The organism is Blautia faecis, from assembly GCF_020554845.1.
Classification (GTDB): Bacteria; Bacillota; Clostridia; order Lachnospirales; family Lachnospiraceae; genus Blautia_A; species Blautia_A faecis.
The window spans coordinates 1-23,375 of sequence record NZ_JAJCIA010000042.1; the positions used below are offsets into that span (position 1 = coordinate 1).

Consider the following 23,375-nt stretch of genomic DNA (forward strand, 5'->3'; position numbering starts at 1 on the left):
ACACATTGTCCAAATGCGTCCGCATTGAAGAACTTTTAATCAACTAAATAGCAATCTATTCTAATAATCATATCTTGTATCATACACGATTCTTTTAATCCTCGCAATGCTTTTTCCGCCAATCATCTGACATTCCGCGGAGTTGTTCCACCACCTGGGGAATCACTTCCAGCATATAATCGATTTCTTCCTCAGTATTGGAAATGTCAAGGCTGATTCTGAGGGAGCCCTGGGCGATTTCAGGAGCGAGACCAAGAGAAAGAAGTACATGGCTTGGATCCAAGGCACCTGATGCGCAGGCAGAACCGGAAGAAGCACAGATTCCCCTGCTATCCAGAAGAAGCAGCAGGCTTTCACCGGATACACCTTCAAAGCAGAAATTCACATTACCAGGCAAGCGTTTCTCCCTGGAACCATTCAGTATACTATAAGGAATCTGCGAAAGCCCCTGAATCAAACGATCTCGCATGGCGGTAACCTTGGCTTCATTTTGTTCCATCAAAGTGCACTCTTCTTTCAGAGCAGCTGCCATTCCCATAATTGCCGGTAAATTCTCTGTGCCTGGCCGTTTTCCACGCTCCTGGCCGCCGCCCTCCATAAGAGAAGTCAGTTCAATCCCCCGTTTCACATACAATGCACCGATTCCTCTTGGGCCATGAAATTTATGTGCGGAAAGAGATAACATATCAATATTCTGTTTCTTCACATTTACCGGGATATGTCCTGCTGCCTGCACTGCATCTGTATGAAAAAGCACCCCGTGAGCACGGCAGGCTTCTCCAATTTCCGCTATAGGAAGAACAGAGCCAATTTCATTATTGGCAAACATAACCGTAACCAGACAGGTATCCGGCCGAATTGCTTCTTCCACCTGAGCAGCTGTAATATTCCCCTCTGCACCCACATCCAGAAGCTGAATCTCAAATCCCTGCTCCTTCAGCCTTCTCAGAGTATGAAGCACCGCATGATGCTCAAACGCAGTAGAAATAATATGCCTCTTATTCTGTTTCGCCCCAAGCATAGCCGCTGACATAATTGCCTGATTATCTGATTCTGTCCCACCTGATGTAAAAAAAATCTCTTTCGGCATACAGCCAAGGCAACGTGCGATCTGCTCTCTCGCCGTCTGTAAGGCATCATTTGCTGCCATCCCAATCTGATGAATACTGGACGGATTTCCGTAACTATTCTCCATTGCAGAAATCATAGCCTTCATTGCTGTCTGACTTATTTTTGTGGTTGCTGCATTGTCCGCATAAATTCTAGGCATAACTCAAATTCCTCTTTATATTACATTCCAAGAAGCAGCACATTTCTCAGCTTCCTTGTAAGATCAAATGTCCCTGCATCTTTCTTCTGCATCATCATAAGAATCATCATATTCTCCTTGGGAAAATTGGCGAAATAGCAGCCAAGCCAGCCATCCCAGCCATATTCACCCTCACAGCATGCAAAGGGTGCCTTCCACGGATCCGTCATCACACGCATCAGATTTCCATAAGAATATCCATTCATCTCCCACCATTTTTCAAACCACTCCTGCTGACATGGTATAAGCTTGTGGGTGGTCATATATTCCACAGAAGCAGGCTTAAGGATCTGTCTGCCCTGGAAGCTGCCTTTATTTATCAGCATAGCCGCAAATCTGGAATAATCCTCAATGGTGGAAACAAGCCCTGCCCCTCCGGCTTCATAAGCAGGCGGTACGTCCATGGAAAGACGGATTCCCAGACTGTTGTCACGGAATTCTTTCATTTCACCGGCAGTCTGCTCATAAGTCATGGCCAGTCTGTCCAGCTTCTCACCTGGAACATAGAAATCTGTATCTTTCATTCCCAAAGGCACAAAAAGCTCTTTCTTAAGAAATTCACCGTATTTCATGCCGGAAGCCTTCTCCACCACTGCTGCCAGAATATCTGCGGATACCCCATACTTCCAGCGTTCTCCGGGCTGAAACTCCAAAGGACATCTGCCGATCTTATCTGCAAATTCCAGTGTTGTCATGGGATGCTCTGTATTCAGACGTGCATGTATTTCTTCCATCACATTTCCAACGGCAAACTCGGCAGCACTGCTGTTTCCGCCATAAGTCAAACCACTGGTCATAGACAACAAATGATAAACCGTTACATTATGCCATACTGGTGCCAGTCCGCCAGGTACAGACACCATCTGGTCTGCAAATCCCGGAATATATCTGGAAACCGGATCTGCCAGATCAATTACTCCTCTTTCAAATAAAATCATGGCCGCTGCCGCTGTAATCGGTTTCGTCATGGAAAAAAGACGGAATATGGTATCCCGTTCAATCATTCTCCCATTTGCTTTATCCGCATAGCCACACTGAAGATAGGCTTCCTCCTGACCGTCCTTTATTACCATCATATTCATACCGGCAATCTGATTATCCTTTACTGCCTGATCCATAATCGTCTGAAGCTGTTTCTTTATCTCTTTTCTCATATCTGACCTCCTGATTTATATATGGCAATGCCGCAGGTAAGGGGCATCATCTATATACTCATTCTGCATAAGGTTTAGAGCGTGTTTGAAAAATCATTTCCGCAATCTATACGCCTCAATTTGCAGAAACCCCTTTTTGAACACGCTCTACAGCATCGGTGCAAATAACCTTAGAATACTCTGCATCGCCCGCACTGCAATATTTCTTCCACGACAGAATTCCAAAGATACCGGATTACAATATTCCAGGGTATCTGTGAAATCCTTTTTAATATCATAAATCACCTGATTCCGATAGATCCATACACCATCCTCAAAGTGAAGATACAAGCTCCGGTAGTCCAGATTGATGGTTCCCACAACAGCGATCTCGTCATCACATACAAAGGACTTGGCATGTAAAAATCCCGGCTGATATTCATAGATTTTCACTCCTGCTTCCAGAAGCTGCTCGTAGTAAGACTGGGTAAGAAGAAATACCAATTTTTTGTCTGGAATCCCAGGTGTCATCAGACGGACATCCACACCACTTTTTGCTGCGAGACAAAGAGCAGTCATCATCTCATTGTCAATAACAAGATAGGGTGTACAGATATACACATACCTTTTTGCACGATTGATAATATTCAGATAAACATTCTCTCCAACAGTCTCGTTATCCAGCGGAGAATCACAAAACGGCTGAATATATCCATCCCCTTCAAATGCCTCCGGATGCCATACATGAGGCAGATATTTCTCAAGTGAATGATCCTCACGGTTATTGGTAATCACATTCCACATATGAAGGAACATGGCAGTCATGTTCCAGACAGCTTCCCCCTTCAGCATAACCGCAGTGTCCTTCCAGTGTCCAAAGCGCTCCTTCTGGTTGATATACTCATCTGCCAGATTTACACCACCGGTAAATCCCACATATCCATCAATAATACAGAATTTCCGATGATCACGGTTATTCTGGATAATATTCAAGATCGGACGGAAAGGATTAAAGACCTGACACTTGATTCCTTTGGATCTCATGGTTTCATAATATTTATGAGGGAGCGTGGTAAGACATCCCATGTCATCATAAATCAGACGGACATCCACACCTTCCTGAACCTTCCTCTCCAGTATATCCAGTATGGTTCTCCACATTACTCCATCATGGATTATAAAATACTCAATAAAAATATAATGCTGTGCTTGCTCCAGTTCCCTTACAAGAACCGGGAACATGTCATCTCCAACCTGGAAATATTCTGCGGTAGTATTTCCGTGAATAGGATAACCTGCATTATGATATATATAATCCGACTGGTTGCATGCAGATATATCTTCTGCCTCCAGAAGATCATGTATTTCAGGATCTGTCTGTAAAAGATTACCGGACTTCATCAGCATCTCATTAAATCGATCCTGCATATAAGCAGCAATTCTGGAACGTCCAAATACAAGATACAAAACAAGGCCAAAAATTGGCAGGCACAGGATCAACATCGTCCATGCCAGTTTATACGAGGGGTTTATCTTTCGATTCACAATTTTCAGAACAACCAGAATACTGATAACATCCAGAATAAAAGACATATATCTGGAATATCCTGCAAGACGCAGAAATATAGTCAACAGCCAGCCAAGCTGCACCGCCATGGCAAATATTACATAAAATACCCGGTTAAACAGAAGCTTGGCTATTTTTTTCAAAATCATCATAAGTTTATATTTTCTCCTTCATACACCGGTCAGCAACAAAACGGACATGTGGTCAGCCAGCGATATCACCATATATAAAAATCAGTTCTTCCCTGAAGACAATGAGCCAAATTTGAAGATATTGCGGGATTTAAAAATCCCTGACTGAATGCAGCCAGGGATTTTTGCGCACAATTAATTATATTTACGTTTTCTTGCGGCTTCAGATTTTTTCTTACGACGAACGCTTGGTTTCTCGTAATGCTCTCTTTTGCGGATTTCCTGCTGGATACCTGCTTTTGCACAGCTTCTCTTGAATCTGCGAAGAGCGCTATCTAAAGTCTCGTTTTCTTTTACGATAACGTTTGACATAGACTCACACCTAACCTCCCTCCAGTTGTAGATTGTGCTAAAATACAACTGTCTGGGTATTTTTCTTGCACGAACATTATTATATATCATGCACTCGGGGTTCGTCAACATCTTTTGGTTTAATTTTACAAAAATTTTTGACAAAATTTTGAGTGTTTTTTAGTGAATCTGTCCTTCCAGGATTCCAGCTACTGCTTCGATTGCCTCGCCAGCCTTCTCTGGATTCTTTCCACCAGCCTGAGCCATGTTCGGGCGTCCACCACCGCCGCCGCCAACGATTGCAGCCACAGCCTTGATCAGGTTACCAGCATGTGCTCCTGCTTTCTGTGCAGAATCAGTAGCCATTGCAAGAAGGTTTACCTTGCCCTCATTTACTGCTGCAAGGACAACGACACCATCGCCAAGCTTCTCCTTCAGCTGGTCGCCAAGATCACGAAGTCCGTTCATGTCAACGCCCTCTACCTTGGCAGCAAGGAGTTTCACACCTTTTACTTCTACAACCTGATTCATAACATCCCCAAGAGCACCCTGAGCCAGTTTGCTCTTCAGAGACTCGTTCTCGCTTGCAAGAGTCTTCACCTCACCCTGAAGATGTGCGATCTTCTCTACCATCTCAGAAGGATTGGTCTTCAGGGCCTTGGCAGCCTCATGAAGAAGGGCTTCCTGCTTCTTATAGTATTCCAGAACTCCTTTTCCGGTCAGTGCCTCAATACGACGGACACCTGCTGCAATACCAGACTCAGAAACGATCTTAAACAGCATGATGGAGCTTGTATTTGCAACGTGGGTACCACCGCAAAGCTCTTTAGAGAAGCCGCCCATGGATACCACACGTACCTTCTGGGAATATTTCTCACCGAACAGTGCCATAGCACCGGATTTCTTAGCTTCCTCTACATCCATGATATCGGTGTGAACATCAAGTGCTGCCTGGATCTGCTCATTCACGATCTGCTCTGCTTTCTCAATCTCTTCAGCGGTCATAGCTGTAAAGTGGGCAAAGTCAAAACGAAGTCTGTCAGCAGTTACAAGAGATCCCTTCTGCTCTACGTGGGAACCAAGAACTTCTTTCAGGGCTTTCTGAAGAAGATGTGTAGCACTGTGGTTCTTCTCGATATCTTTTCTTGCTGTAACATTCACTTTCAGGGAAACAGTTTCTCCCTTGGAGAGCATGCCGGATTCCATATGTCCTACATGACCGAATTTGCCACCGCGAAGCTTGATGGTATCTTCTACAATAAATTTACCATTTGCAGTTTCGATCACACCGGTATCTCCAACCTGACCACCCATGGTTGCGTAAAAAGGTGTTTTCTCTACGAAAATGGTGCCCTTCTGTCCTTCCATCAGGGAATCTACGATCTCAGTCTCTGTGGTAAGAACGGTGACCGGGGACTCGAAGGAAAGATGATCATATCCAACGAACTCTGTAGTAACAGCGGTATCGATCTGGTCATATACAGTGGCGTCAGCTCCCATATAGTTGGTTACCTCACGTGAGGAACGTGCTTTCTCTCTCTGCTCATCCATAGCAGCCTTGAAGCCATCCTCGTCGATCTCGTAGCCCTTCTCCTCAAGGATTTCCTTGGTCAGATCAAGAGGAAATCCGTAGGTATCATATAATTTAAATGCGTTTTCACCGGAAAGGGTCTTCTCTCCAGCTGCATTCATAGCCTCTTCCATATCAGCCAGGATACGAAGTCCCTGGTCGATCGTCTTACCGAACTGGTTCTCCTCGTTGGTGAGAACGTTGAAGATAAATTCCTTCTTCTCTTCCAGTTCCGGATATCCATCCTTGGAGCCGTCAATTACTTCTGCACTCAAGATAGCAAGGAAGTTGCCCTCAATTCCAAGAAGTCTTCCGTGTCTTGCAGCACGGCGGATCAGACGGCGAAGTACATATCCACGGCCTTCGTTGGTCGGCATGATACCATCGGAGATCATGAATGTTGCAGAACGGATATGGTCTGTGATCAGGCGGATGGAAACATCGTCCTCATGATGTACCCCATACGGTTTGCCGGAAATCTTACTTACCAGGTTGCGAAGGGAACAGATGGTATCAACATCGAAAATAGAATCTACGTCCTGCACAACAACAGCCAGACGCTCAAGTCCCATACCGGTATCAATGTTCTTCTGTTTCAGGGTTGTATAATTGCCATTACCGTCGTTCTCAAACTGGGTAAAGACGTTGTTCCATACTTCCATGTAACGGTCGCAGTCGCAGCCAACTGTACAGCCAGGCTTACCGCAGCCATATTTCTCTCCACGGTCATAATAGATTTCAGAACATGGACCGCAGGGACCTGCGCCGTGCTCCCAGAAGTTGTCTTCTTTGCCAAATTTGAAAATACGCTCTGCCGGAATTCCGATCTCTTTATTCCAGATATCGAAAGCCTCATCATCTTCCAGGTATACAGACGGATAAAGACGGCTGGCATCCAGACCTACTACCTCAGTCAGGAACTCCCATGACCAGTGAATGGCTTCTCTTTTAAAGTAATCTCCAAAAGAGAAGTTACCAAGCATTTCAAAGAATGTACCGTGACGTGCGGTCTTACCTACATTCTCAATATCACCTGTACGGATACATTTCTGGCATGTGCTGACCCTTGTACGGGGTGGTTTCTCTGCTCCTGTAAAATATGGTTTCAGTGGTGTCATTCCTGCATTGATCAGCAGGACACTTTTATCGCCCTGTGGAACCAATGGAAAGCTTTTCATAACAAGATGTCCCTTGCTCTCCATGAAATCCAGAAACATTTTTCGAAGTTCGTTTACTCCGTATTTCTTCATTTCAATTCTCCTCCTACGCAATAAAGAAGTTCTTTTGTTACTGTTCACCGGTAATATTCCGCGAGGTGTTTTTGTGAACGGATTGAACAGTAACCTGCATTCCTCTTATTGGAATGCTTGCATGGTCTATATGATATCATATATCTTTATTACGGTCAAAATATTTTTTCACTATTATGGATTCAGGGACCAAGGCCGCTGCCTTTTCACCTCATCGTGAATTGCCTTAACCCTGGTCCCCTTTTATCTTCTTATTTTACAAATATCTTATTGAATTTCTTCTTTCCTCTCTTCAGGACAACGCCGTCACCTGTGAGAACATCTTTGGAAAGTACATGCTTGATATCCAGCACTTTCTCGCCGTCAACGGAAACGCCGCCCTGTTCGATGGCTCTTCTTCCCTCGGAACGGGTTGTAACAAGAGCGGATTTTACAAGAAGGCTGATCAGGTCAATGTTGCCCTCCTCGTCGAAATCTTCTGCTGCAAGCTCAGTAGTTGGCATATGCGCGGTATCTGCTCCGCCTGCGAAAAGTGCTTTTGCACCTGTTTCTGCTTTCTTGGCTTCCTCTGTTCCATGAACAAGCTCAGTAAGCTGAAATGCAAGGATCTCCTTTGCCTTGTTCAGCTGGCTGCCTTCCCATTTCTCCATCTCCTGGATCTCTTCTAATGGAAGGAAGGTAAGAAGTTTCATGCATTTGATAACATCTGCATCATCTACATTTCTCCAGTACTGGTAGAAATCGAATGGAGAGGTCTTATTCGGATCCAGCCATACAGCTCCTGACTGTGTTTTACCCATTTTCTTGCCCTCAGAGTTCAGAAGAAGGGTGATGGTCATAGCGTAAGCGTCTTTTCCAAGTTTACGACGGATCAGCTCTGTACCGCCAAGCATGTTACTCCACTGGTCATCGCCGCCGAACTGCATGTTGCAGCCGTATTTCTGGTACAGCATATAGAAATCGTAGCTCTGCATGATCATGTAATTGAACTCCAGAAAGCTTAAACCTCTCTCCATACGCTGTTTGTAACACTCAGCTGTAAGCATACGGTTTACAGAAAAATGTGCTCCGACCTCACGCAAAAGCTCTACATAATTCAGATTCATCAGCCACTCTGCATTATTTACCATAAGAGCTTTTCCATCAGAAAAATCGATGAAACGCTCCATCTGTTTTTTGAAACAATCAATGTTGTGCTGGATTGTCTCCTTTGTCAGCATCTGACGCATATCGGTTCTTCCGGAAGGGTCACCGATCATACCAGTTCCTCCGCCGAGAAGGGCGATCGGTCTGTTTCCTGCCATCTGCAGACGTTTCATCAGACAAAGTGCCATGAAATGTCCTACATGAAGGCTGTCTGCGGTTGGGTCAAATCCAATATAAAAAGTTGCCTTTCCGTTATTTACCATTTCTTTGATTTCATCTTCGTCTGTTACCTGGGCGATCAGGCCTCTGGCTTTCAGTTCTTCCCAAACTGTCATTTTATTTTCCTCCTGTAAAATAGAAATGTGAGCTGCTTATTCTCTCTTTACGAAAAAGCCGCTGCAGATATAAAAAGCCCGGTTCTCATGTCCCTTTAGGACGAGAACCGGGTCCCGCGTTACCACCTAAATTTACAGAAAGCTCGCACTTTCTGCCTCGATAAGTGACCATACTGAAAAATTCTTCCAGACGATTATCCACACAGACAATACTGTCCAAAAATAAATATCTTCGAATACTCTTCAGAATTATCACCCCGGCATGATAACGTATGCCACCCCGTCACAGCCTACTGGATTTCTGCAAGCGATCACAAGCGCCTGTCCGCTGCTGTCTCTACCGCTTCAAAACCGTTCGGTGCAAAGCTCCGGGATGTATTCACAATGGATCTCTGCACGCGCCTCTCACCATCCGGCAGCTCTCTGTGTGCTCTTTCCAAAGCTACTTGTTCCCTTCAAAGCCTTTCTCATTTAATACTTGCAAGTATACAAAGGCTGTCTGTTTTTGTCAAGGATTTTAGCTTTGTATTTTAGCAACTCACCGCAGTAAAGTTTGCTATTATCATTTATACTGTTTCTACATCTGTATAGCTACCTTTATACCCAGTCCACAAAAAATGTATGATCCTTGTATGTCTCATATACAACCTTTTTAAAATTCAATGGCTGTTTCCAGAATGCAGAAGTCATCATAAAATACTTATAATTAAAATCTTTGGCCTTGATTCCGCTTACTGTACGCGGTGTACCATTCAGCACATAAGCATTAAAACTGTCAAGTGCCTGCTGGGCAGCTTCATAAGCGCTTGCACGGTCAATAAACTGACCATTCAGACGTTTCAGCAGCTGGTTGTTTGTCACGACTGAATACTGGGGGAAGGTAGTTCCCTGGTAAAGCACATAACGGACACTGGACGGAAACTCCTTGTCCAGAGTTCTGTTCAAAAGGCAGAGAGCAACTGCCTTCATACCTGCAATTCCCTGGTCTCCTGCCTCAGCCTCGCAGACAGCTGCCAGAATATCAAGATCAGACTTGGTTCCATCTGCAACTCCCGGATGACTCTTAAGCTCCTTCATAATAGTAAAATTGCGGCCACGTTTCTCATCATACCAGGTAAAGGTAATACTGCTGTCATTGTCATCCTTTCCTGAATCCTGTTTCTCGGAAGCAACACCATTGGAATCAAACGCGTATGTCTTTCCTCCAATGGAAGCTGTAGTGTTTACGTACATCACGCCTGTTGTTCCAAAATAATAGCTGTTTCCATCCAGACTCAGCCAGCCGGTCTGCGCTTTGCCATCTGTGGTACTAAAATAATACCGCTTGCTTCCAACCTTGCCAAAGCCTTTCTGATAACGGACTCCGCTGGTCTTGGAAAAATAATAGATATTTCCATCTACAGTCTTAAGTCCGGTATACATAATACCTGTGCTGGTATTAAAATAGCGGGTATATCCCTTAGAATCCGTGAACCAGCCGGTAAGCATCTGACCATTGCTCTTGAAATAACGTTTCTCTTTCTTAGCTGTGGTCTGCCAGCCCTTTACCATAGCGCCGGTTCCGCTGGTAAAATAATATTTCTTACCCTTTAAGGTCAGCCAGCCGCGGACAAGCTTACCATTGGAAGGTCTGAAATAACGGGTTACGGTTCCGCTCTTCAGAAAACCGGTGGCCATCACACCTTTTCCCTTGGTAAAATACCGGATGTTTCTGCCCTTACTGTCTTTTTGCCAGCCTTTTAACTGTACGCCTGTTTTTTTATTAAAATAGTATTTCTTGCCTTTCAGAGTCAGCCAGCCTTTCTGCTTGGCTCCGCTGGCTGTTATGTAGTAGGTCTTGCCGTTTATAGTCTTAAATCCGGCTTTCGCAGCCTGAACATCCCTTGTCATCAGAAAAACCGTACATAATGTGGCAATCACAAGCAGCACCAGAGCCAGACTTTGCTTTCTGTTTCTCTCTTCTTTTATCATAGCATTTTCCTCTCTTTGACCTGACTAATTCCGAAGCTTTCCCACCTCTGCTTTTCACAAACAGTTACTGTTTACTCCGTGACCAGTAACACGCTTCGCGATGCACAGAAATCATGCATTCGCATGATTTCGCGCTGAGATTCTCGGGTTTTCTGTGAACTTTGTTCACAAAAAACAGCGTTTGCTTCGCAGACTTAATTCTTAACAAATCAATCCTTGTTTTATATATTTTATGTCGAATTCTTTTCAAAGATTACAGAAATATTACGTTTCAGTTTATTATAGCCAAATTTCTCTTTTCTGTCAACTGCTTTGTCACACACCCCCTGTCCCCTCCATATGATGAACTGTAAACATTTTCTGGAGGTAACAGCATGAGTGATTTAGCTGCTACAAACTGTGGCTGCGGCGAGGAAAGATCCGGTTGCGGATGTGGTAACTGCGGTTGTAATAATGGCTGCGGATGTGACAATGGATGTGGGCTTTCCTTTGGGAACGGCTCCTGTGGATGCAATATTCTCTGGATCATCATTCTTCTTTGCGCATGCGGCGGCAACGGTATTGGCTGCAACAACAGCTGTGGCAACGGAAATGGTGACTGCTGCTGGATCATTATCATCCTTCTGCTTCTCTGCGGTGGATGGGGGAATGGCTGCGGCTGCTGATCTGAGTTTCCCACATATGAAAAAGGGCTGTCTTCTCAGTCCTTTTCAAAAAAATCGGGACAGCGGGAATTTTCCCCTGTCCCCTTTTTCAGGCATATTCTAAAAGCATTCTTACGTTTCCTTGTTTCTTTTTCAACCACGCTCTGGGTAGAAACTCTCTCCTGCAAATTGTCTTTAATCCCCGGTATGGTTTGCGGACTGCCTTCTTTCTTCTGACTGCTCCACACACCTGCCATTTCCTTCCTGTTTTCCTTGCTTCTTTCGCACACATTCCAGATCCAGCTCGTATATGGCATTTCCATCTATAATAAGCTTTTCATTTTCTCTTCTCATAACTTTCCCTCCTGACTTTGCGGGAAATTCATACATCCCCCTGCTATAGAATATGTTACAGATGTCAGAGCGTGTTTGAAAAATGCTTTCTGCAGAATGTGCGTCACAATTTGCAGAAGATTTCACCGTTTTCAAACCGTCGTCATATTTTAATAACAACAACATAGATATAGAAAAGGGATTTTTATGGATCAGGAATATATTGCCCAGACAGCTCTGGATCAGATGGTGGGAACTGACCAGGGACAGCTGTTAAAAGCTCTCATCCCCTATTTTCCACCCAGGCAGCAACAGTTTCTGTCCGTTTTTGCAAAAGCCAGGGAACTTTCCAATACAGTCGCTCTTTTTACAAAGCCGTCAGAAGCCATGCAGATACAGGCTGCAGCAGCCCCTGCCCAGCCTCTTGAAGTCATAAACGACCTGCGCCGCTACTGTTTTGGAGATATACGAAAGACTCTGGATCAGATCACCAATATGATGACCATGGCAGAAATGCTGAGGATGATGAATGAACCATCTCCAGAAGATAATTGCGAAGAAGAACGACAGTAAAAACAGAAAAATTTCATTCAAAACGGACATGTCGCCAATTGGCAGCATTACTATATAAGAAAGGAATGATTCCATATGGATGACAACTGGCAGGATAATCCAAAGCTTGCAGGTATCGACAAAAACAAGCTTGACATGCTCCAGCAGATGGCCCGGCAAGGAGCCGGAAAATCTCCCTCTGATCTGCTGCCATTTATTATGAATGCAGCTTCCCAGGGGAGAAATGCCGGTCTGAACTTTAACAGTAATGAAATCAATACCATCATTGAGGTTTTGAAAATGGGAAAAAGCCCCCGGGAACGTGCAAAGCTTGATAAAGTGGTAAACCTGATGAAGATGATAAAGTAAAGCATTTTCTGCGCTTAAGAAAACTTACTCCTCAACTTCTCCCATCATGCACTCGCGAAGCAGCACCAGTGCACTGGCAACAGCCTGCTGACGGATCTTGGTTCTGTTTCCGGTAAAATGATATTCCCGGGTAATCGTATGTCCATTGCAGCAGCAACCCATAAACACGGTTCCAACAGGAGTCTCACTGGTTCCGCCATCCGGGCCTGCAAGGCCGGTAACAGAAAGACAGATATCAGCTCCTGAAGCTGCGCAGCCGCCCTTTGCCATCTGTCTGGCACATTTTGCAGAAACAGCTCCTACTGTTTTCAACGTGGATTTCTTCACCCCAAGGCATTCTCTCTTGGCACGGTTGCTGTAAGTAACAAATCCATGGGTAAACACCTGGGAAGCACCTGGAACATTTACAATGCGGGCAGCAATGGCACCACCTGTACAGGATTCTGCAAGAGACAGAGTTAATTTTTTCTCCTTCAGCAGATCCACAACAGATTCTTCCAGCGTTTTGTCCGCATCCAGGGCAAATACATTTTTGCCGAATCGCTTTTGAAGTTCCTTTACTACAGGTTTGATCAGCTTCTTGCAGGATTTCTCATCCTCACCCTTGGCTGTAATACGGAGATGAACCTCTCCTGTCTTTGCATATGGGGCAAGAGTTGGATTTGTCTGGGCCTCGATCATATCCTGGATATCGGCAGCCACCTGGCTCTCACCGATTCCACAGATCTTCACAACCTGGGAGCAGATGATCTCCGGCTGTTTCTTGCGAAGATATGAGAAAACAGACTCCTCAAACATAGGGATCAGCTCGTTAGGCGGTCCCGGAAGAAGAATGGCAGTCTTGCCATTTTTCTCAAGGATCAGACCAGGTGCTGTACCGTTGTGGTTATCAAGCACAATAGCGCCTTCCGGAACCTGCGCCTGCTTATAATTATTGGAGGTCACACGTCTGTCCGGATGATTCTTCTTATATTCCTTCATATAACGCTCAATACGCTTACGGGAATGAGGATCTTCAGAAAGAGGAAGTCCCATTACCTCAGCACATACTTCCTTAGTCAGATCATCCTCAGTTGGTCCGAGACCTCCTGAAAGAATTACCACGTCAGATCTGTCAAGGGCAGATGCAATCACAGCTTTCATTCGGTCGCGATTATCTCCCACAACAGACTCATAGTAAACAGAAAGTCCCAGCTGGGCACATTTCTCAGAAAGATATGCGCTGTTGGTGTTTACAATATTTCCCAACAAAATCTCAGTTCCTACAGCTACAAGTTCTGCAATCATATATATACCTCTTTTCCAGAGCATGTTTGAAATCAGCCAAGATCTCTGCTCACAAAGATGCTGGCTGATTTACATTCAGATATTCTCACTCTCTGCACGCAAAAACGTTTCGCGGGCAGCAGCTATTTTATTCCTGCATGGAAATTACATTCTTATTCTGCACAATATAAGTGATCAGAGAGATCACCGTCAGAGCAAGTGATGCCCATACAAAAACCTGTGTCAGTATTTCAAAAGCTCCCCCAAAGTTCAGGATCAGAAGAATGATCATGACCATCTGGGATGCAGTTTTAAATTTGCCCCAGTAGTTTGCAGCGATGACAACGCCGTTCTCGGCAGCAATCAGTCTGAAGCCACTGATAATAAATTCTCTTGCAATGATAATGATCACGAACCATGCCGGCAGGCGGTCAAGCTCGATCATGCAGATCAGTGCAGAACAAACAAGAAGCTTGTCAGCAAGAGGATCCATGAATTTACCAAAATTGGTAACCAGATTATTCTTGCGGGCAAGATGACCGTCAAACCAGTCCGTAATACTTGCCACTACAAAAATAGCAAGGCAGATATAGCGGTTGGCATCTCCGCCCCAGCCAGTCAGAATAAATAATACAAAAAACGGTACCAGGATCATTCTGGCAATAGTCAGTTTATTCGGTGTATTCATCTTCCAGCTCTCCTATCAAATCATACTCCAGAGCTCCGGTAACCCGGACTCTCGCAAAATCTCCTGTCATGAGAAGTTCGCCAGTCTGTACAAAAATATATCCATCGACCTTCGGCGCATCTCCGTAAGTACGTCCAATGTACGCACTCTCTCCAGATACTTTGCCCTCGATCATAACAGTCAGCACCTGACCAACGCGGCTCTCACCCTTTTCAAGAGAAATTTCCTGCTGAAGTTCCATGATCTCATCGCGTCTGGCTTCCTTGACCTCCTCCGGAATCTGATCTTCCATAGTGGCTGCCGGGGTATCCTCCTCAGCAGAATATGGGAAAACACCAAGGCGGTCAAACTCGATCTCATCCACAAACTCCATCAGTTCTTCGTGGTCTTCTTGTGTCTCTCCAGGAAAACCACTGATCAGGGTTGTACGAAGGAAAATATCCGGGATCTCCCGGCGCAGCCTGCCAATAATATCCACCAGCTCCTGCTTGGTGGTACGGCGGCCCATGCGTTTCAGCACACGGTCACTTGCATGCTGGATCGGAAGATCCAGATAATGACAGATCTTCTTCTCTTCCTTCATAGTCTGAATCAGCTCATCATAAATCTCTTCCGGGTAACAATACAAAATACGGATCCAGCGGATTCCCTTTATTTTGCAAAGCTCCTTTAAAAGGACATGAAGAGATTTCTTTCCATAGATGTCCTTACCATATACAGTAGTCTCCTGGGCAACCAGAATCAGCTCTTTCACCCCTTTTTCAGCAAGAGACCGGGCTTCTTTTACGAGTTGCTCCATAGGCACGCTTCTGTAGCCGCCCCGGAGTCTTGGGATAATACAGTAGGTACAATGCTTGTCACAGCCTTCTGCAATTTTCAGATATGCAAAATGTCCACCTGTGGTCAACATACGCTTACCGGAAATATCCGGAAGAAAATCAATGCTCTTGTACTCTTCAAAGTGTCTGCCTGCCTGGGCTTCCTTTACAGCCTTGCTGATATCGCCGTAAGAGGTTGTACCAAGAATAGCATCCACTTCAGGTATTTCCTCTGAAATTTCTTTCTTGTAACGCTGTGCCATGCAGCCGGTAACGATCAGCACCTTGCAGGTACCTGCCTTTTTCTTCTCTGCCATTTCAAGAATGGTATTTACACTTTCTTCTTTGGCATCACCGATAAAACAGCAGGTATTGACAATAATGACCTCTGCTTCGTCCTCATCATCAACGATCTCATGTCCGTCTGCAGCAAGCATTCCAAGCATTTCCTCAGAATCTACCAGATTCTTATCACATCCAAGGGAAATGAACAGTAATTTCATATTATTCTGCACTCTCCTCAGACTCAGCAGGATCAACTGCAGCTGCAGGTTCTTCAGCAGCAATCTCCTCTGCAGAATGTCCTGCGATCTCTGCTAAATCCTCTTCCTCATGTTTACCTGGAAGGATCTTAACCTTTCCGTGATATAACTCGTCAATTGCGATAGAAAGAGGTTTCTTGCCTTTAACATTATCTGCCAACGGCTTTGCACCGCCGATCAGCTGACGCGCACGCTTGCTTGTAGCAAGAATCAGGGAATAACGGCTGTTGAGCACCATGCTCTCATCGTCGTCCTCATTGTTGGTATTGATTGCTTCGATTAACTCAGAATAAGATGGATGGATCATATATATACTCCTTTCAAAAATTGTGATTATTGTTATAATTTTTATAAAGATTCGCAGCTTCAAACTGTATTTTCGCGAATAAAGTCGCAAATCGATATTTCATTTTATGGCAGTTTCATCTGCTCTTTATTTGGATTATTCTTCCACAAACTTTGCTGCCTGTGCCTGGATCTCATGGATAAAACCAAGGTTTCGCCTCATGGCGAAATGTTCGCTCTGAATAATATTATGAAGCCTGTCTACAGCATCCTCCAGCTGGTCATTCACCAGCAGATAGTCGTACTCGTCAACTCCTTCTGCCTCCTGTGCAGCTCTTGCAAGACGCTGGTGGATCACTTCCGCAGTCTCAGTGCCTCTTCCAACAAGACGCTCTTTCAGTTCCTCCATGGAGGGCGCTGTTACAAATACCAGCACAGCTTCCGGGAATTTCTTCTTGATCTTGCGGGCTCCCTGAATCTCGATCTCCAGGATCACATCCCGGCCTGCTGACAACTGCTCCTCCACATAAGCCTTAGGTGTGCCGTAGTAATTCTCCACGTACCGGGCATATTCGATCAGCTGATCCTGACGGATCATTTCCTCAAATTCTTCTTTTGTGCGGAAAAAGTATTCTCTTCCGTCTTCTTCCCCTGGTCTGGGGTTTCTGGTGGTGGCAGATACAGACAATGCGTAATTGTCGTACTTCGCCATCAGGCTTTTCATAATGGTGCCTTTTCCTGCTCCGGAAAATCCGGAAACAACTGCCAAAACTCCTCTACTCATGGCCCTCTCCCTTATTTTCTATAACTTCTGCAAATCTGCGAGCGATCGTGTCCGGCTGGATCGCAGATAATATCAGAATGTGGTCTGAGGTAACGATCACAGACTTGGTCTTTCTTCCCTGAGTGGCATCCACAAGGGAATTGGAACCCTTCACACTCTGAACCATTCGTTTCACCGGAGCGGCATCCGGGTTTACCACAGCTACGATTTTCTGGGAATTCACCACATTGCCGAATCCGATATTGATTAATTTTGCCATGTTTTCACCCTTCTGTCAATATGGAAAGCTTACGTCTTTGATTCTCTAGTACATCGCTTCGTAAATAACTATACCAATCACGTAGGATGTGGATTCGAGTGTGCAGGTATAAAAACGCAGGCGTAGCGGGCTACGCCGAGGCTTTTATACCTGTGCAATCGGATTCACAGACAAGTGAGTGGTATAGTTATTTCGAAAACGATGTACTAGGTTACTCCACATTCTGAACCTGTTCTCTGATCTTCTCAATCTCTGTCTTCAGATCAATTGCTATATTGGAGATAATCAGATCACTTGATTTCGACAAAATGGTATTTGCCTCACGGTTCATCTCCTGTGCCATAAAATCAAGCTTGCGTCCGATGCCTTCCTTCTCCTCCAGCATCTTCTTCATTCCCTGGATATGGCTGTGGAGACGAACAGTCTCCTCATCGTTGCAGATCTTGTCGGAGAACAGGACAACTTCTGCTGCAATACGGGAATCTTCGATCTGAGAATCCTCCAGAAGCTCATGAACCTTGGCTTCCAGCTTCTCTCTGTAAGAATCCACAACCTCCGGAGAGCGGGCTTCTACCTGACTTACCTTCTCATCAAGAGCATCCAGCTTGGCGATCAGGTCGTTCTTCAGATTCTCTCCCTCTCTTGCACGGGACTGGGCAAATTTCTCGCAGGCCTCACGAAGCGGTGCTTCCAGAACTGCCCATAATGCGTCCTCATCTACAGACTGCTCCTCCATAGTCAGCACGTCCGGATAACGGGAAAGAGCTCCTGCCTTCACATCGTTCTCAAGGCCAAATTCCTCTGCCATCTGACGGATATATGCAAGATATTCTCCTGCAAGCTCCTTATTATACTTCAGTGCGCCACAGCTTAAGGTGTAGTCCTCATATGTGATAAACACATCCACTTTACCACGCTGCATATAGGTCTTCATAAGATTCCGGATCGCGCCCTCAAGGAAAACCAGCTTCCTTGGCATTTTGATACTCAGATCCAGATATCTGTGATTGACGGATTTTAACTCAACGGTGATTTTCCGCTCTTTTGTAATCACCTCGGCCCTTCCAAAGCCGGTCATACTTTTTATCATAGTAATCTCTTTCTTTATTTTTATTCCGAATACTGTCTGAAAAGAGTACCATTCCGCATAACAGAATCGTCTCTGATATTCAGGCAATAACTCTACGCAGGTTACCGTTCACAGTTGCCTACGCATACAGATTTATTATAGTTCATTCTAAAACCCTAGTCAAATCCTTTTTTTGCTGTTATAATAAAGTCTGCATGTCACGGTTACTGGTCACGGAGCGACCGGTAACCTGTCAACAGAAAGGAGTTTTTTATGGCTTTTGACGGAATTACCATTGCTGCAATGGTTTCTGAATTAAATAAAAATCTCTCCGGGGGACGCATTAACAAAATTGCCCAGCCGGAAAGTGACGAACTGCTGATCACCGGAAAAGGTGCAAATGGTCAGAAGCGTCTGCTTCTCTCCGCCAGCGCCTCCCTGCCTCTGATCTATTTTACAGGCAAAAACCGGATCAGCCCTTTGACTGCTCCTAATTTTTGCATGCTTCTCCGCAAGCACATCGGAAGCGCCAGGATCACTGCGATACGCCAGCCTGGTCTGGAGCGTGTTGTAGAATTTGAGCTGGAGCACCTGAACGAACTTGGTGATGTATGCCATAAGGTTCTCATTATGGAACTGATGGGAAAGCACAGCAACATTATCTTCTGTGATGATAATAATATGATCCTGGATAGTATCAAGCACGTATCCTGCAACGTAAGTTCTGTACGTGAAGTTCTGCCAGGACGTCCTTATTTCATCCCCCACACTCAGGACAAGCTGGATCCTCTTACCATTTCCAGAGAGGATTTCATGGAAAAAGTATGTGGCAGATCCAATGCTGTCTCCAAAGCTCTCTATCAGACGCTTACCGGTTTCAGCCCGGTAATGGCTCAGGAGCTTTGCTATCGCGCTTCCATTGATGGAAATGATGATGTCCAGACATTAGATGAGAATACCAGAGAGCAGCTTTATACAGAATTCACCCGTTTAATGGAACAGATCCGGAGGGAAGAATTTACCCCGGTTATTGTTTTCAAAGGGGACGAGCCGGTTGAGTACGGTGTTCTTCCTTTTTCCCAATATGGAGAAGGCTTCACCACCCGGACCTTTGAATCTGTGTCAGAGATGCTGGAAACCTATTATGCCTCCCGCGACGTGATCACCCGTATCCGTCAGAAATCTGCGGACCTCCGAAAGATCGTCCAGACTGCCCTTGACCGCAACCGCAAAAAATTAAGCCTTCAGCAGAAGCAGATGAAAGATACTGAAAAAAAGGACAAATACAAGGTTTACGGCGAATTGATCAACACCTACGGCTACGGTCTGGAAGAAGGCTGTAAATCCTTTAAGGCTGTGAACTATTATAATGGAGAAGAAATCACCATTCCTCTTGATCCTACCCTGACTCCTCAGGAGAATTCCAAGAAGTATTTCGATCGTTACGGTAAGCTGAAGCGTACCCAGGAAGCTCTGGAGGTTCAGATTGCAGATACCACCAGCGAGATCGAACATCTGGAATCCATCTCCAATGCCCTGGACATTGCCGCTGAGGAGAGCGACCTTTCCCAGATCAAGGAAGAGCTTATGGAATACGGCTATGTGAAGCGCCACTACGGAAACAAAAAAGGTGCCAAAATGCAGGTGAAATCCAAACCCTTCCATTATGTTTCCAGTGATGGCTACGATATTTATGTAGGAAAAAACAACTACCAGAATGATGAGCTGACCTTTAAATTTGCCACAGGAAATGACTGGTGGTTCCATGCCAAAAAGATGCCGGGCTCCCATGTTGTGGTAAAGACAAAAGACGGCACACTTCCGGACCGCACCTTTGAAGAAGCAGGAAATCTTGCAGCCTTTTATTCCAAGGGACGCACTGCACCAAAGGTAGAGATTGATTATCTCCAGAAAAAGAATGTGAAAAAGCCGGCTGGAGCCAAACCGGGATTTGTAGTTTATTATACAAACTATTCTCTGATGGCTTCACCAGATATTGCAGGAATCCAGCAGTTATCCTGATTGTAACCGTTTTTCCCTCTTTGCATTTTGCATACAGCCCTAAATTTGCAAAACGGCTGCTCTGCAAACCGCAAGCTGCTATCTATATATACCGGAGCCTGTTTCAAGCACGCTCTGATTTAAGAACAGGAGTTATCTATGAGTATTTTAAATGTTGAACACCTTACCCACGGCTTTGGTGACAGAGCCATTTTCCATGATGTTTCCTTCCGTCTTTTAAAAGGAGAACATATTGGCCTGGTAGGCGCCAACGGAGAGGGAAAATCCACCTTCTTCAATATTGTAACTGACAAACTGATGCCGGATGAGGGCAGGATCCAGTGGGCAAAAAATGTCCGCGTAGGTTATCTGGACCAGCATTCTGTCCTCGCTCCTGGCATGACCATCCGCGACGTGCTGAAATCTGCTTTTTCCTGGCTTTTTGAACTGGAAGAACGAATGAATACCATCTGTGATTCCCTTGGTGAAGCCTCCCCGGAAGAAATGGAAGTTCTTATGGAGGAACTGGGAACTATCCAGGATACCCTGACCATGCACGACTTCTACGTAATTGATTCCAAGGTAGAAGAGGTTGCCCGGGCACTTGGTCTTCTGGATCTTGGGCTTGACCGTGATGTCACAGATCTCAGCGGCGGACAGCGTACCAAGGTGCTCCTTGCCAAGCTGCTTCTGGAGAAACCAGATATTCTTCTTCTGGATGAGCCCACCAACTATCTGGATGAAGAGCACATTGCATGGCTGAAACGCTATCTTCAGGAATATGAGAATGCTTTTATCCTTATTTCCCATGATATTCCGTTTCTCAATGATGTAATCAATATCGTTTATCATATGGAAAATCAGGAGCTGAACCGTTATGTAGGCGATTATGACCACTTTCTGGAAGTCTATGAAGTGAAAAAAGCTCAGTTAGAGGCGGCTTATCGCCGCCAGCAGCAGGAAATCAGCGAACTGAAGGATTTCGTTGCCAGAAACAAGGCCCGGGTTTCCACCAGAAATATGGCAATGTCCCGCCAGAAAAAGCTGGACAAAATGGACGTGATCGAACTGGCTGCCGAGAAACCAAAGCCGGAGTTTCATTTCAAACAGGGACGCACCCCTGGCAAATACATCTTCGAGACAAAGGATCTTGTGATCGGATATAACGAGCCCCTTTCCCGCCCTCTCACCCTTTCCATGGAAAGAGGCCAGAAAATCGCGCTTGTAGGTGTCAACGGAATTGGAAAAACAACTCTTCTGAAAAGCATTCTTGGTCTGATCCCATCATTGAAGGGAACCAGGGAATTAGGGGACAATCTGCAGATCGGATATTTTGAGCAGGAGGTAAAAGGTGACAACAAAACTACCTGTATTGATGAGATCTGGGCAGAATTCCCATCTTATACCCAGTATGAAGTCCGCTCCGCACTTGCAAAATGCGGTCTCACCACCAAGCATATTGAGAGTCAGGTCCGTGTGCTTTCCGGCGGTGAGCAGGCCAAGGTCCGCCTTTGCAAGCTGGTAAACAAAGAGACAAATGTCCTTCTTCTTGACGAGCCTACCAACCACCTGGATGTGGATGCAAAAGAGGCTCTGAAGGAGGCACTAAAGGAATACCGCGGAAGTGTGCTTCTCATCTGCCATGAGCCGGAATTTTATCAGGATGTGGTTTCACAGGTGTGGGACTGCAGTAAATGGACAACTAAGATCCTGTAAATGCTATACTAAGATTATTATTTTATAAGCAAAACAGCATCCAGACAGAATATATTTTTTATACTTCTGTCTGGATGCTGTTTTTATTTCCTTTACTAAACAGACGTGTCACCTGTCGGCGGCATCACCATATATGAAGGATTTATGCATTCTGTTACATTTCAATCTATCAGTTCACAAACTGAATGATTCCGGATACCTGCTCGTATGCACTATCCCAGTCCTGACCACTTGCCAGTCCTTTTACTTTTCCCTTGATCGTTACTCGCTTGGAAGCCGCATATCCGGAAGCATCTGCCTTGATTCCCTTATTGGTTGTGAAATCATGCGTACCCCAGATCTTATCTGCATAATATTTGCCGTCAGCCTTCAATTCAATATTGCTGAATGTGGCATTTACAGAATCTCCGTTTAATCTTGCAGAACCCTCTACGCGAAGATAGACAGTTGTGTTTGCAAGACTGCTGTTTTTAACTGTTTTGGCAAGTTTGCCGTTGATGTAGCAGCTGCAGGTTCCGTCTTTTTTCACAGTCAGCATTACATGGTAAGTCTTATCTCTGGCCGCTTCCTGAACCCAGATATAGTTCTGACCGCCTGCACCATTGTGGGCTACATTCTCGATCATGAACCATGCCTTACCTGTATAGGGAGCTCTTGCATGCTTGTCATACTGGATACCAAAGCTTACTGCAGAGGTCGCCGTGCAGGCAACCAGCTTCGCATGGTAACCGGAACCGGAACCAGAAAGTACCATATCCGTTTCAATGGTATATTCGGAAGCTGTATTTGCAACAGTGGAACCTGTTGCCGTGGTATTTCCGCCGGCAGTATCCGGTTTCGTTGTGGTTGGCACCTTATAAACGATTTTCAGTCCTTTTTTGTTATAGGAACTTACTTTCTTTCCTTTGTAGGCTTTTACTGTGTAGTAGTATGTAGTTCCACTCTTCACTTTTTTATCTGTGTAAGATGTTTTGGAACCGCCTTTCACAGTTTTGATTTTTTTCCAGGAACTATTTTCTGTCTTACGCATAACATAGTAGCCGGAAGCGCCTTTACTCTTTTTCCAGGTAATTTTAACACTTTTGTTTACACGTACCACCTTGGAAAGCTTCGGTGCTTTTAATGCTGCTGCCTGAACCGCCTCTGCTTTTCCAAATGAATAAACCGGAAATACAAGCATAAAAGCAAGTAAAAACAGCATAATCTTTTTGATTCCTTTTCTGTTCATAATATTCCTCCTTCTTTCCTCATATGAACTTCCATCATAAAAGACGGAGAACTTCTTC

The 23,375-nt window shown here is 45.0% G+C and carries 21 protein-coding genes and 1 pseudogene; 5 read left to right on the forward strand and 17 right to left on the reverse strand.

All coding sequences use genetic code 11. The features are described from left to right. Positions 1-94: 94 nt before the first annotated feature. From LIZ66_RS15815 to LIZ66_RS15845, 7 genes are all read right to left on the reverse strand, one after another. Positions 95-1,270, reverse strand: coding sequence for a cysteine desulfurase family protein (locus LIZ66_RS15815; RefSeq protein WP_226837742.1), 1,176 nt, complete (start codon positions 1,268-1,270; stop codon positions 95-97). Between the two features lie 20 nt (positions 1,271-1,290). Then, positions 1,291-2,463: a serine hydrolase domain-containing protein gene (locus LIZ66_RS15820; RefSeq protein ID WP_226837741.1), complete on the reverse strand. Its 1,173-nt coding sequence runs from the start codon at positions 2,461-2,463 to the stop codon at positions 1,291-1,293. A gap of 147 nt (positions 2,464-2,610) precedes the next feature. Beyond that, the gene (cls, locus tag LIZ66_RS15825; protein WP_173736298.1) at positions 2,611-4,152 is read right to left on the reverse strand and encodes a cardiolipin synthase; all 1,542 of its coding nucleotides are present in this window, start codon (positions 4,150-4,152) and stop codon (positions 2,611-2,613) included. A 183-nt stretch (positions 4,153-4,335) separates the two neighbouring features. Next, positions 4,336-4,512 (reverse strand): 30S ribosomal protein S21, encoded by a 177-nt coding sequence (gene rpsU / locus LIZ66_RS15830; RefSeq protein WP_004222305.1) that lies wholly within the window; start codon positions 4,510-4,512, stop codon positions 4,336-4,338. A gap of 159 nt (positions 4,513-4,671) precedes the next feature. Next, positions 4,672-7,311, reverse strand: a complete 2,640-nt coding sequence (alaS, locus tag LIZ66_RS15835; RefSeq protein ID WP_227201045.1) for an alanine--tRNA ligase — start codon at positions 7,309-7,311, stop codon at positions 4,672-4,674. A 251-nt stretch (positions 7,312-7,562) separates the two neighbouring features. Beyond that, positions 7,563-8,792 carry a tyrosine--tRNA ligase gene (tyrS, locus tag LIZ66_RS15840; RefSeq protein ID WP_226837739.1) on the reverse strand — a complete coding sequence of 410 codons (1,230 nt, stop codon included), beginning with the start codon at positions 8,790-8,792 and terminating at the stop codon, positions 7,563-7,565. Between the two features lie 597 nt (positions 8,793-9,389). Further along, positions 9,390-10,763: a cell wall hydrolase gene (locus LIZ66_RS15845; protein WP_173769069.1), complete on the reverse strand. Its 1,374-nt coding sequence runs from the start codon at positions 10,761-10,763 to the stop codon at positions 9,390-9,392. A gap of 374 nt (positions 10,764-11,137) precedes the next feature. Between LIZ66_RS15845 and LIZ66_RS15850 the strand changes: the two genes are divergently transcribed. Continuing rightward, positions 11,138-11,428: a hypothetical protein gene (locus LIZ66_RS15850; protein ID WP_118578021.1), complete on the forward strand. Its 291-nt coding sequence runs from the start codon at positions 11,138-11,140 to the stop codon at positions 11,426-11,428. Between the two features lie 174 nt (positions 11,429-11,602). Here the strand turns inward: LIZ66_RS15850 and LIZ66_RS15855 are convergent, their stop codons facing one another. Continuing rightward, positions 11,603-11,761: a hypothetical protein gene (locus LIZ66_RS15855; RefSeq protein WP_173717738.1), complete on the reverse strand. Its 159-nt coding sequence runs from the start codon at positions 11,759-11,761 to the stop codon at positions 11,603-11,605. Positions 11,762-11,818: 57 nt separating this feature from the next. Beyond that, positions 11,819-11,926: pseudogene (locus LIZ66_RS20200) on the reverse strand (DUF6783 domain-containing protein); the annotation flags it as partial. Positions 11,927-11,947: 21 nt separating this feature from the next. Here LIZ66_RS20200 and LIZ66_RS15860 point away from each other — a divergent pair. Together LIZ66_RS15860 and LIZ66_RS15865 are read left to right on the forward strand one after the other, a co-directional pair. Beyond that, on the forward strand, positions 11,948-12,313 hold the full coding sequence (locus tag LIZ66_RS15860) for a hypothetical protein (RefSeq protein WP_118578020.1): 366 nt from the start codon (positions 11,948-11,950) through the stop codon (positions 12,311-12,313). A 75-nt stretch (positions 12,314-12,388) separates the two neighbouring features. After that, positions 12,389-12,661 carry a hypothetical protein gene (locus LIZ66_RS15865; RefSeq protein ID WP_195991044.1) on the forward strand — a complete coding sequence of 91 codons (273 nt, stop codon included), beginning with the start codon at positions 12,389-12,391 and terminating at the stop codon, positions 12,659-12,661. A gap of 24 nt (positions 12,662-12,685) precedes the next feature. On the opposite strand, the gene LIZ66_RS15870 is transcribed toward LIZ66_RS15865, so the two are convergent. The 7 genes from LIZ66_RS15870 to LIZ66_RS15900 form a co-directional block, all read right to left on the reverse strand. Further along, on the reverse strand, positions 12,686-13,948 hold the full coding sequence (locus tag LIZ66_RS15870) for a competence/damage-inducible protein A (protein WP_195991045.1): 1,263 nt from the start codon (positions 13,946-13,948) through the stop codon (positions 12,686-12,688). Positions 13,949-14,075: 127 nt separating this feature from the next. After that, positions 14,076-14,615: a CDP-diacylglycerol--glycerol-3-phosphate 3-phosphatidyltransferase gene (gene pgsA / locus LIZ66_RS15875; protein ID WP_195991046.1), complete on the reverse strand. Its 540-nt coding sequence runs from the start codon at positions 14,613-14,615 to the stop codon at positions 14,076-14,078. After that, on the reverse strand, positions 14,599-15,936 hold the full coding sequence (rimO, locus tag LIZ66_RS15880; RefSeq protein WP_118578016.1) for a 30S ribosomal protein S12 methylthiotransferase RimO: 1,338 nt from the start codon (positions 15,934-15,936) through the stop codon (positions 14,599-14,601). The genes pgsA and rimO overlap by 17 nt, the downstream gene beginning before the upstream one ends. Before the next feature lies 1 nt (position 15,937). Further along, entirely contained in the window at positions 15,938-16,282 is a 345-nt protein-coding gene (rpoZ, locus tag LIZ66_RS15885) for a DNA-directed RNA polymerase subunit omega (protein WP_118578015.1), read from the reverse strand. Positions 16,283-16,417: 135 nt separating this feature from the next. Continuing rightward, positions 16,418-17,044 (reverse strand): guanylate kinase, encoded by a 627-nt coding sequence (gene gmk / locus LIZ66_RS15890; protein WP_173772474.1) that lies wholly within the window; start codon positions 17,042-17,044, stop codon positions 16,418-16,420. Beyond that, entirely contained in the window at positions 17,037-17,303 is a 267-nt protein-coding gene (locus tag LIZ66_RS15895; RefSeq protein ID WP_118578014.1) for an extracellular matrix/biofilm biosynthesis regulator RemA family protein, read from the reverse strand. Before LIZ66_RS15895 ends, gmk begins: the two co-directional genes overlap by 8 nt. A gap of 211 nt (positions 17,304-17,514) precedes the next feature. Further along, positions 17,515-18,393: a YicC/YloC family endoribonuclease gene (locus LIZ66_RS15900; protein WP_148461967.1), complete on the reverse strand. Its 879-nt coding sequence runs from the start codon at positions 18,391-18,393 to the stop codon at positions 17,515-17,517. 252 nt (positions 18,394-18,645) lie between these two features. Between LIZ66_RS15900 and LIZ66_RS15905 the strand changes: the two genes are divergently transcribed. Continuing rightward, on the forward strand, positions 18,646-20,394 hold the full coding sequence (locus LIZ66_RS15905) for an Rqc2 family fibronectin-binding protein (protein ID WP_173717734.1): 1,749 nt from the start codon (positions 18,646-18,648) through the stop codon (positions 20,392-20,394). Positions 20,395-20,532: 138 nt separating this feature from the next. Next, positions 20,533-22,089: an ABC-F family ATP-binding cassette domain-containing protein gene (locus LIZ66_RS15910; protein WP_227201046.1), complete on the forward strand. Its 1,557-nt coding sequence runs from the start codon at positions 20,533-20,535 to the stop codon at positions 22,087-22,089. Between the two features lie 169 nt (positions 22,090-22,258). On the opposite strand, the gene LIZ66_RS15915 is transcribed toward LIZ66_RS15910, so the two are convergent. Beyond that, positions 22,259-23,317 carry a hypothetical protein gene (locus LIZ66_RS15915; protein ID WP_195379477.1) on the reverse strand — a complete coding sequence of 353 codons (1,059 nt, stop codon included), beginning with the start codon at positions 23,315-23,317 and terminating at the stop codon, positions 22,259-22,261. Positions 23,318-23,375 lie beyond the last annotated feature (58 nt).

Coding starts and splice junctions, on each gene's coding strand:
- LIZ66_RS15815 (WP_226837742.1), bottom strand. CDS start 1,270: ATGCCTAGAATTTATGCGGACAATGCAGCAACCACAAAAATAAGTCAG.
- LIZ66_RS15820 (WP_226837741.1), bottom strand. CDS start 2,463: ATGAGAAAAGAGATAAAGAAACAGCTTCAGACGATTATGGATCAGGCA.
- rpsU (WP_004222305.1), bottom strand. CDS start 4,512: ATGTCAAACGTTATCGTAAAAGAAAACGAGACTTTAGATAGCGCTCTT.
- alaS (WP_227201045.1), bottom strand. CDS start 7,311: ATGAAGAAATACGGAGTAAACGAACTTCGAAAAATGTTTCTGGATTTC.
- tyrS (WP_226837739.1), bottom strand. CDS start 8,792: ATGACAGTTTGGGAAGAACTGAAAGCCAGAGGCCTGATCGCCCAGGTA.
- LIZ66_RS15845 (WP_173769069.1), bottom strand. CDS start 10,763: ATGATAAAAGAAGAGAGAAACAGAAAGCAAAGTCTGGCTCTGGTGCTG.
- LIZ66_RS15850 (WP_118578021.1), top strand. CDS start 11,138: ATGAGTGATTTAGCTGCTACAAACTGTGGCTGCGGCGAGGAAAGATCC.
- LIZ66_RS15855 (WP_173717738.1), bottom strand. CDS start 11,761: ATGAGAAGAGAAAATGAAAAGCTTATTATAGATGGAAATGCCATATAC.
- LIZ66_RS15860 (WP_118578020.1), top strand. CDS start 11,948: ATGGATCAGGAATATATTGCCCAGACAGCTCTGGATCAGATGGTGGGA.
- LIZ66_RS15865 (WP_195991044.1), top strand. CDS start 12,389: ATGGATGACAACTGGCAGGATAATCCAAAGCTTGCAGGTATCGACAAA.
- LIZ66_RS15870 (WP_195991045.1), bottom strand. CDS start 13,948: ATGATTGCAGAACTTGTAGCTGTAGGAACTGAGATTTTGTTGGGAAAT.
- pgsA (WP_195991046.1), bottom strand. CDS start 14,615: ATGAATACACCGAATAAACTGACTATTGCCAGAATGATCCTGGTACCG.
- rimO (WP_118578016.1), bottom strand. CDS start 15,936: ATGAAATTACTGTTCATTTCCCTTGGATGTGATAAGAATCTGGTAGAT.
- rpoZ (WP_118578015.1), bottom strand. CDS start 16,282: ATGATCCATCCATCTTATTCTGAGTTAATCGAAGCAATCAATACCAAC.
- gmk (WP_173772474.1), bottom strand. CDS start 17,044: ATGAGTAGAGGAGTTTTGGCAGTTGTTTCCGGATTTTCCGGAGCAGGA.
- LIZ66_RS15895 (WP_118578014.1), bottom strand. CDS start 17,303: ATGGCAAAATTAATCAATATCGGATTCGGCAATGTGGTGAATTCCCAG.
- LIZ66_RS15900 (WP_148461967.1), bottom strand. CDS start 18,393: ATGATAAAAAGTATGACCGGCTTTGGAAGGGCCGAGGTGATTACAAAA.
- LIZ66_RS15905 (WP_173717734.1), top strand. CDS start 18,646: ATGGCTTTTGACGGAATTACCATTGCTGCAATGGTTTCTGAATTAAAT.
- LIZ66_RS15910 (WP_227201046.1), top strand. CDS start 20,533: ATGAGTATTTTAAATGTTGAACACCTTACCCACGGCTTTGGTGACAGA.
- LIZ66_RS15915 (WP_195379477.1), bottom strand. CDS start 23,317: ATGAACAGAAAAGGAATCAAAAAGATTATGCTGTTTTTACTTGCTTTT.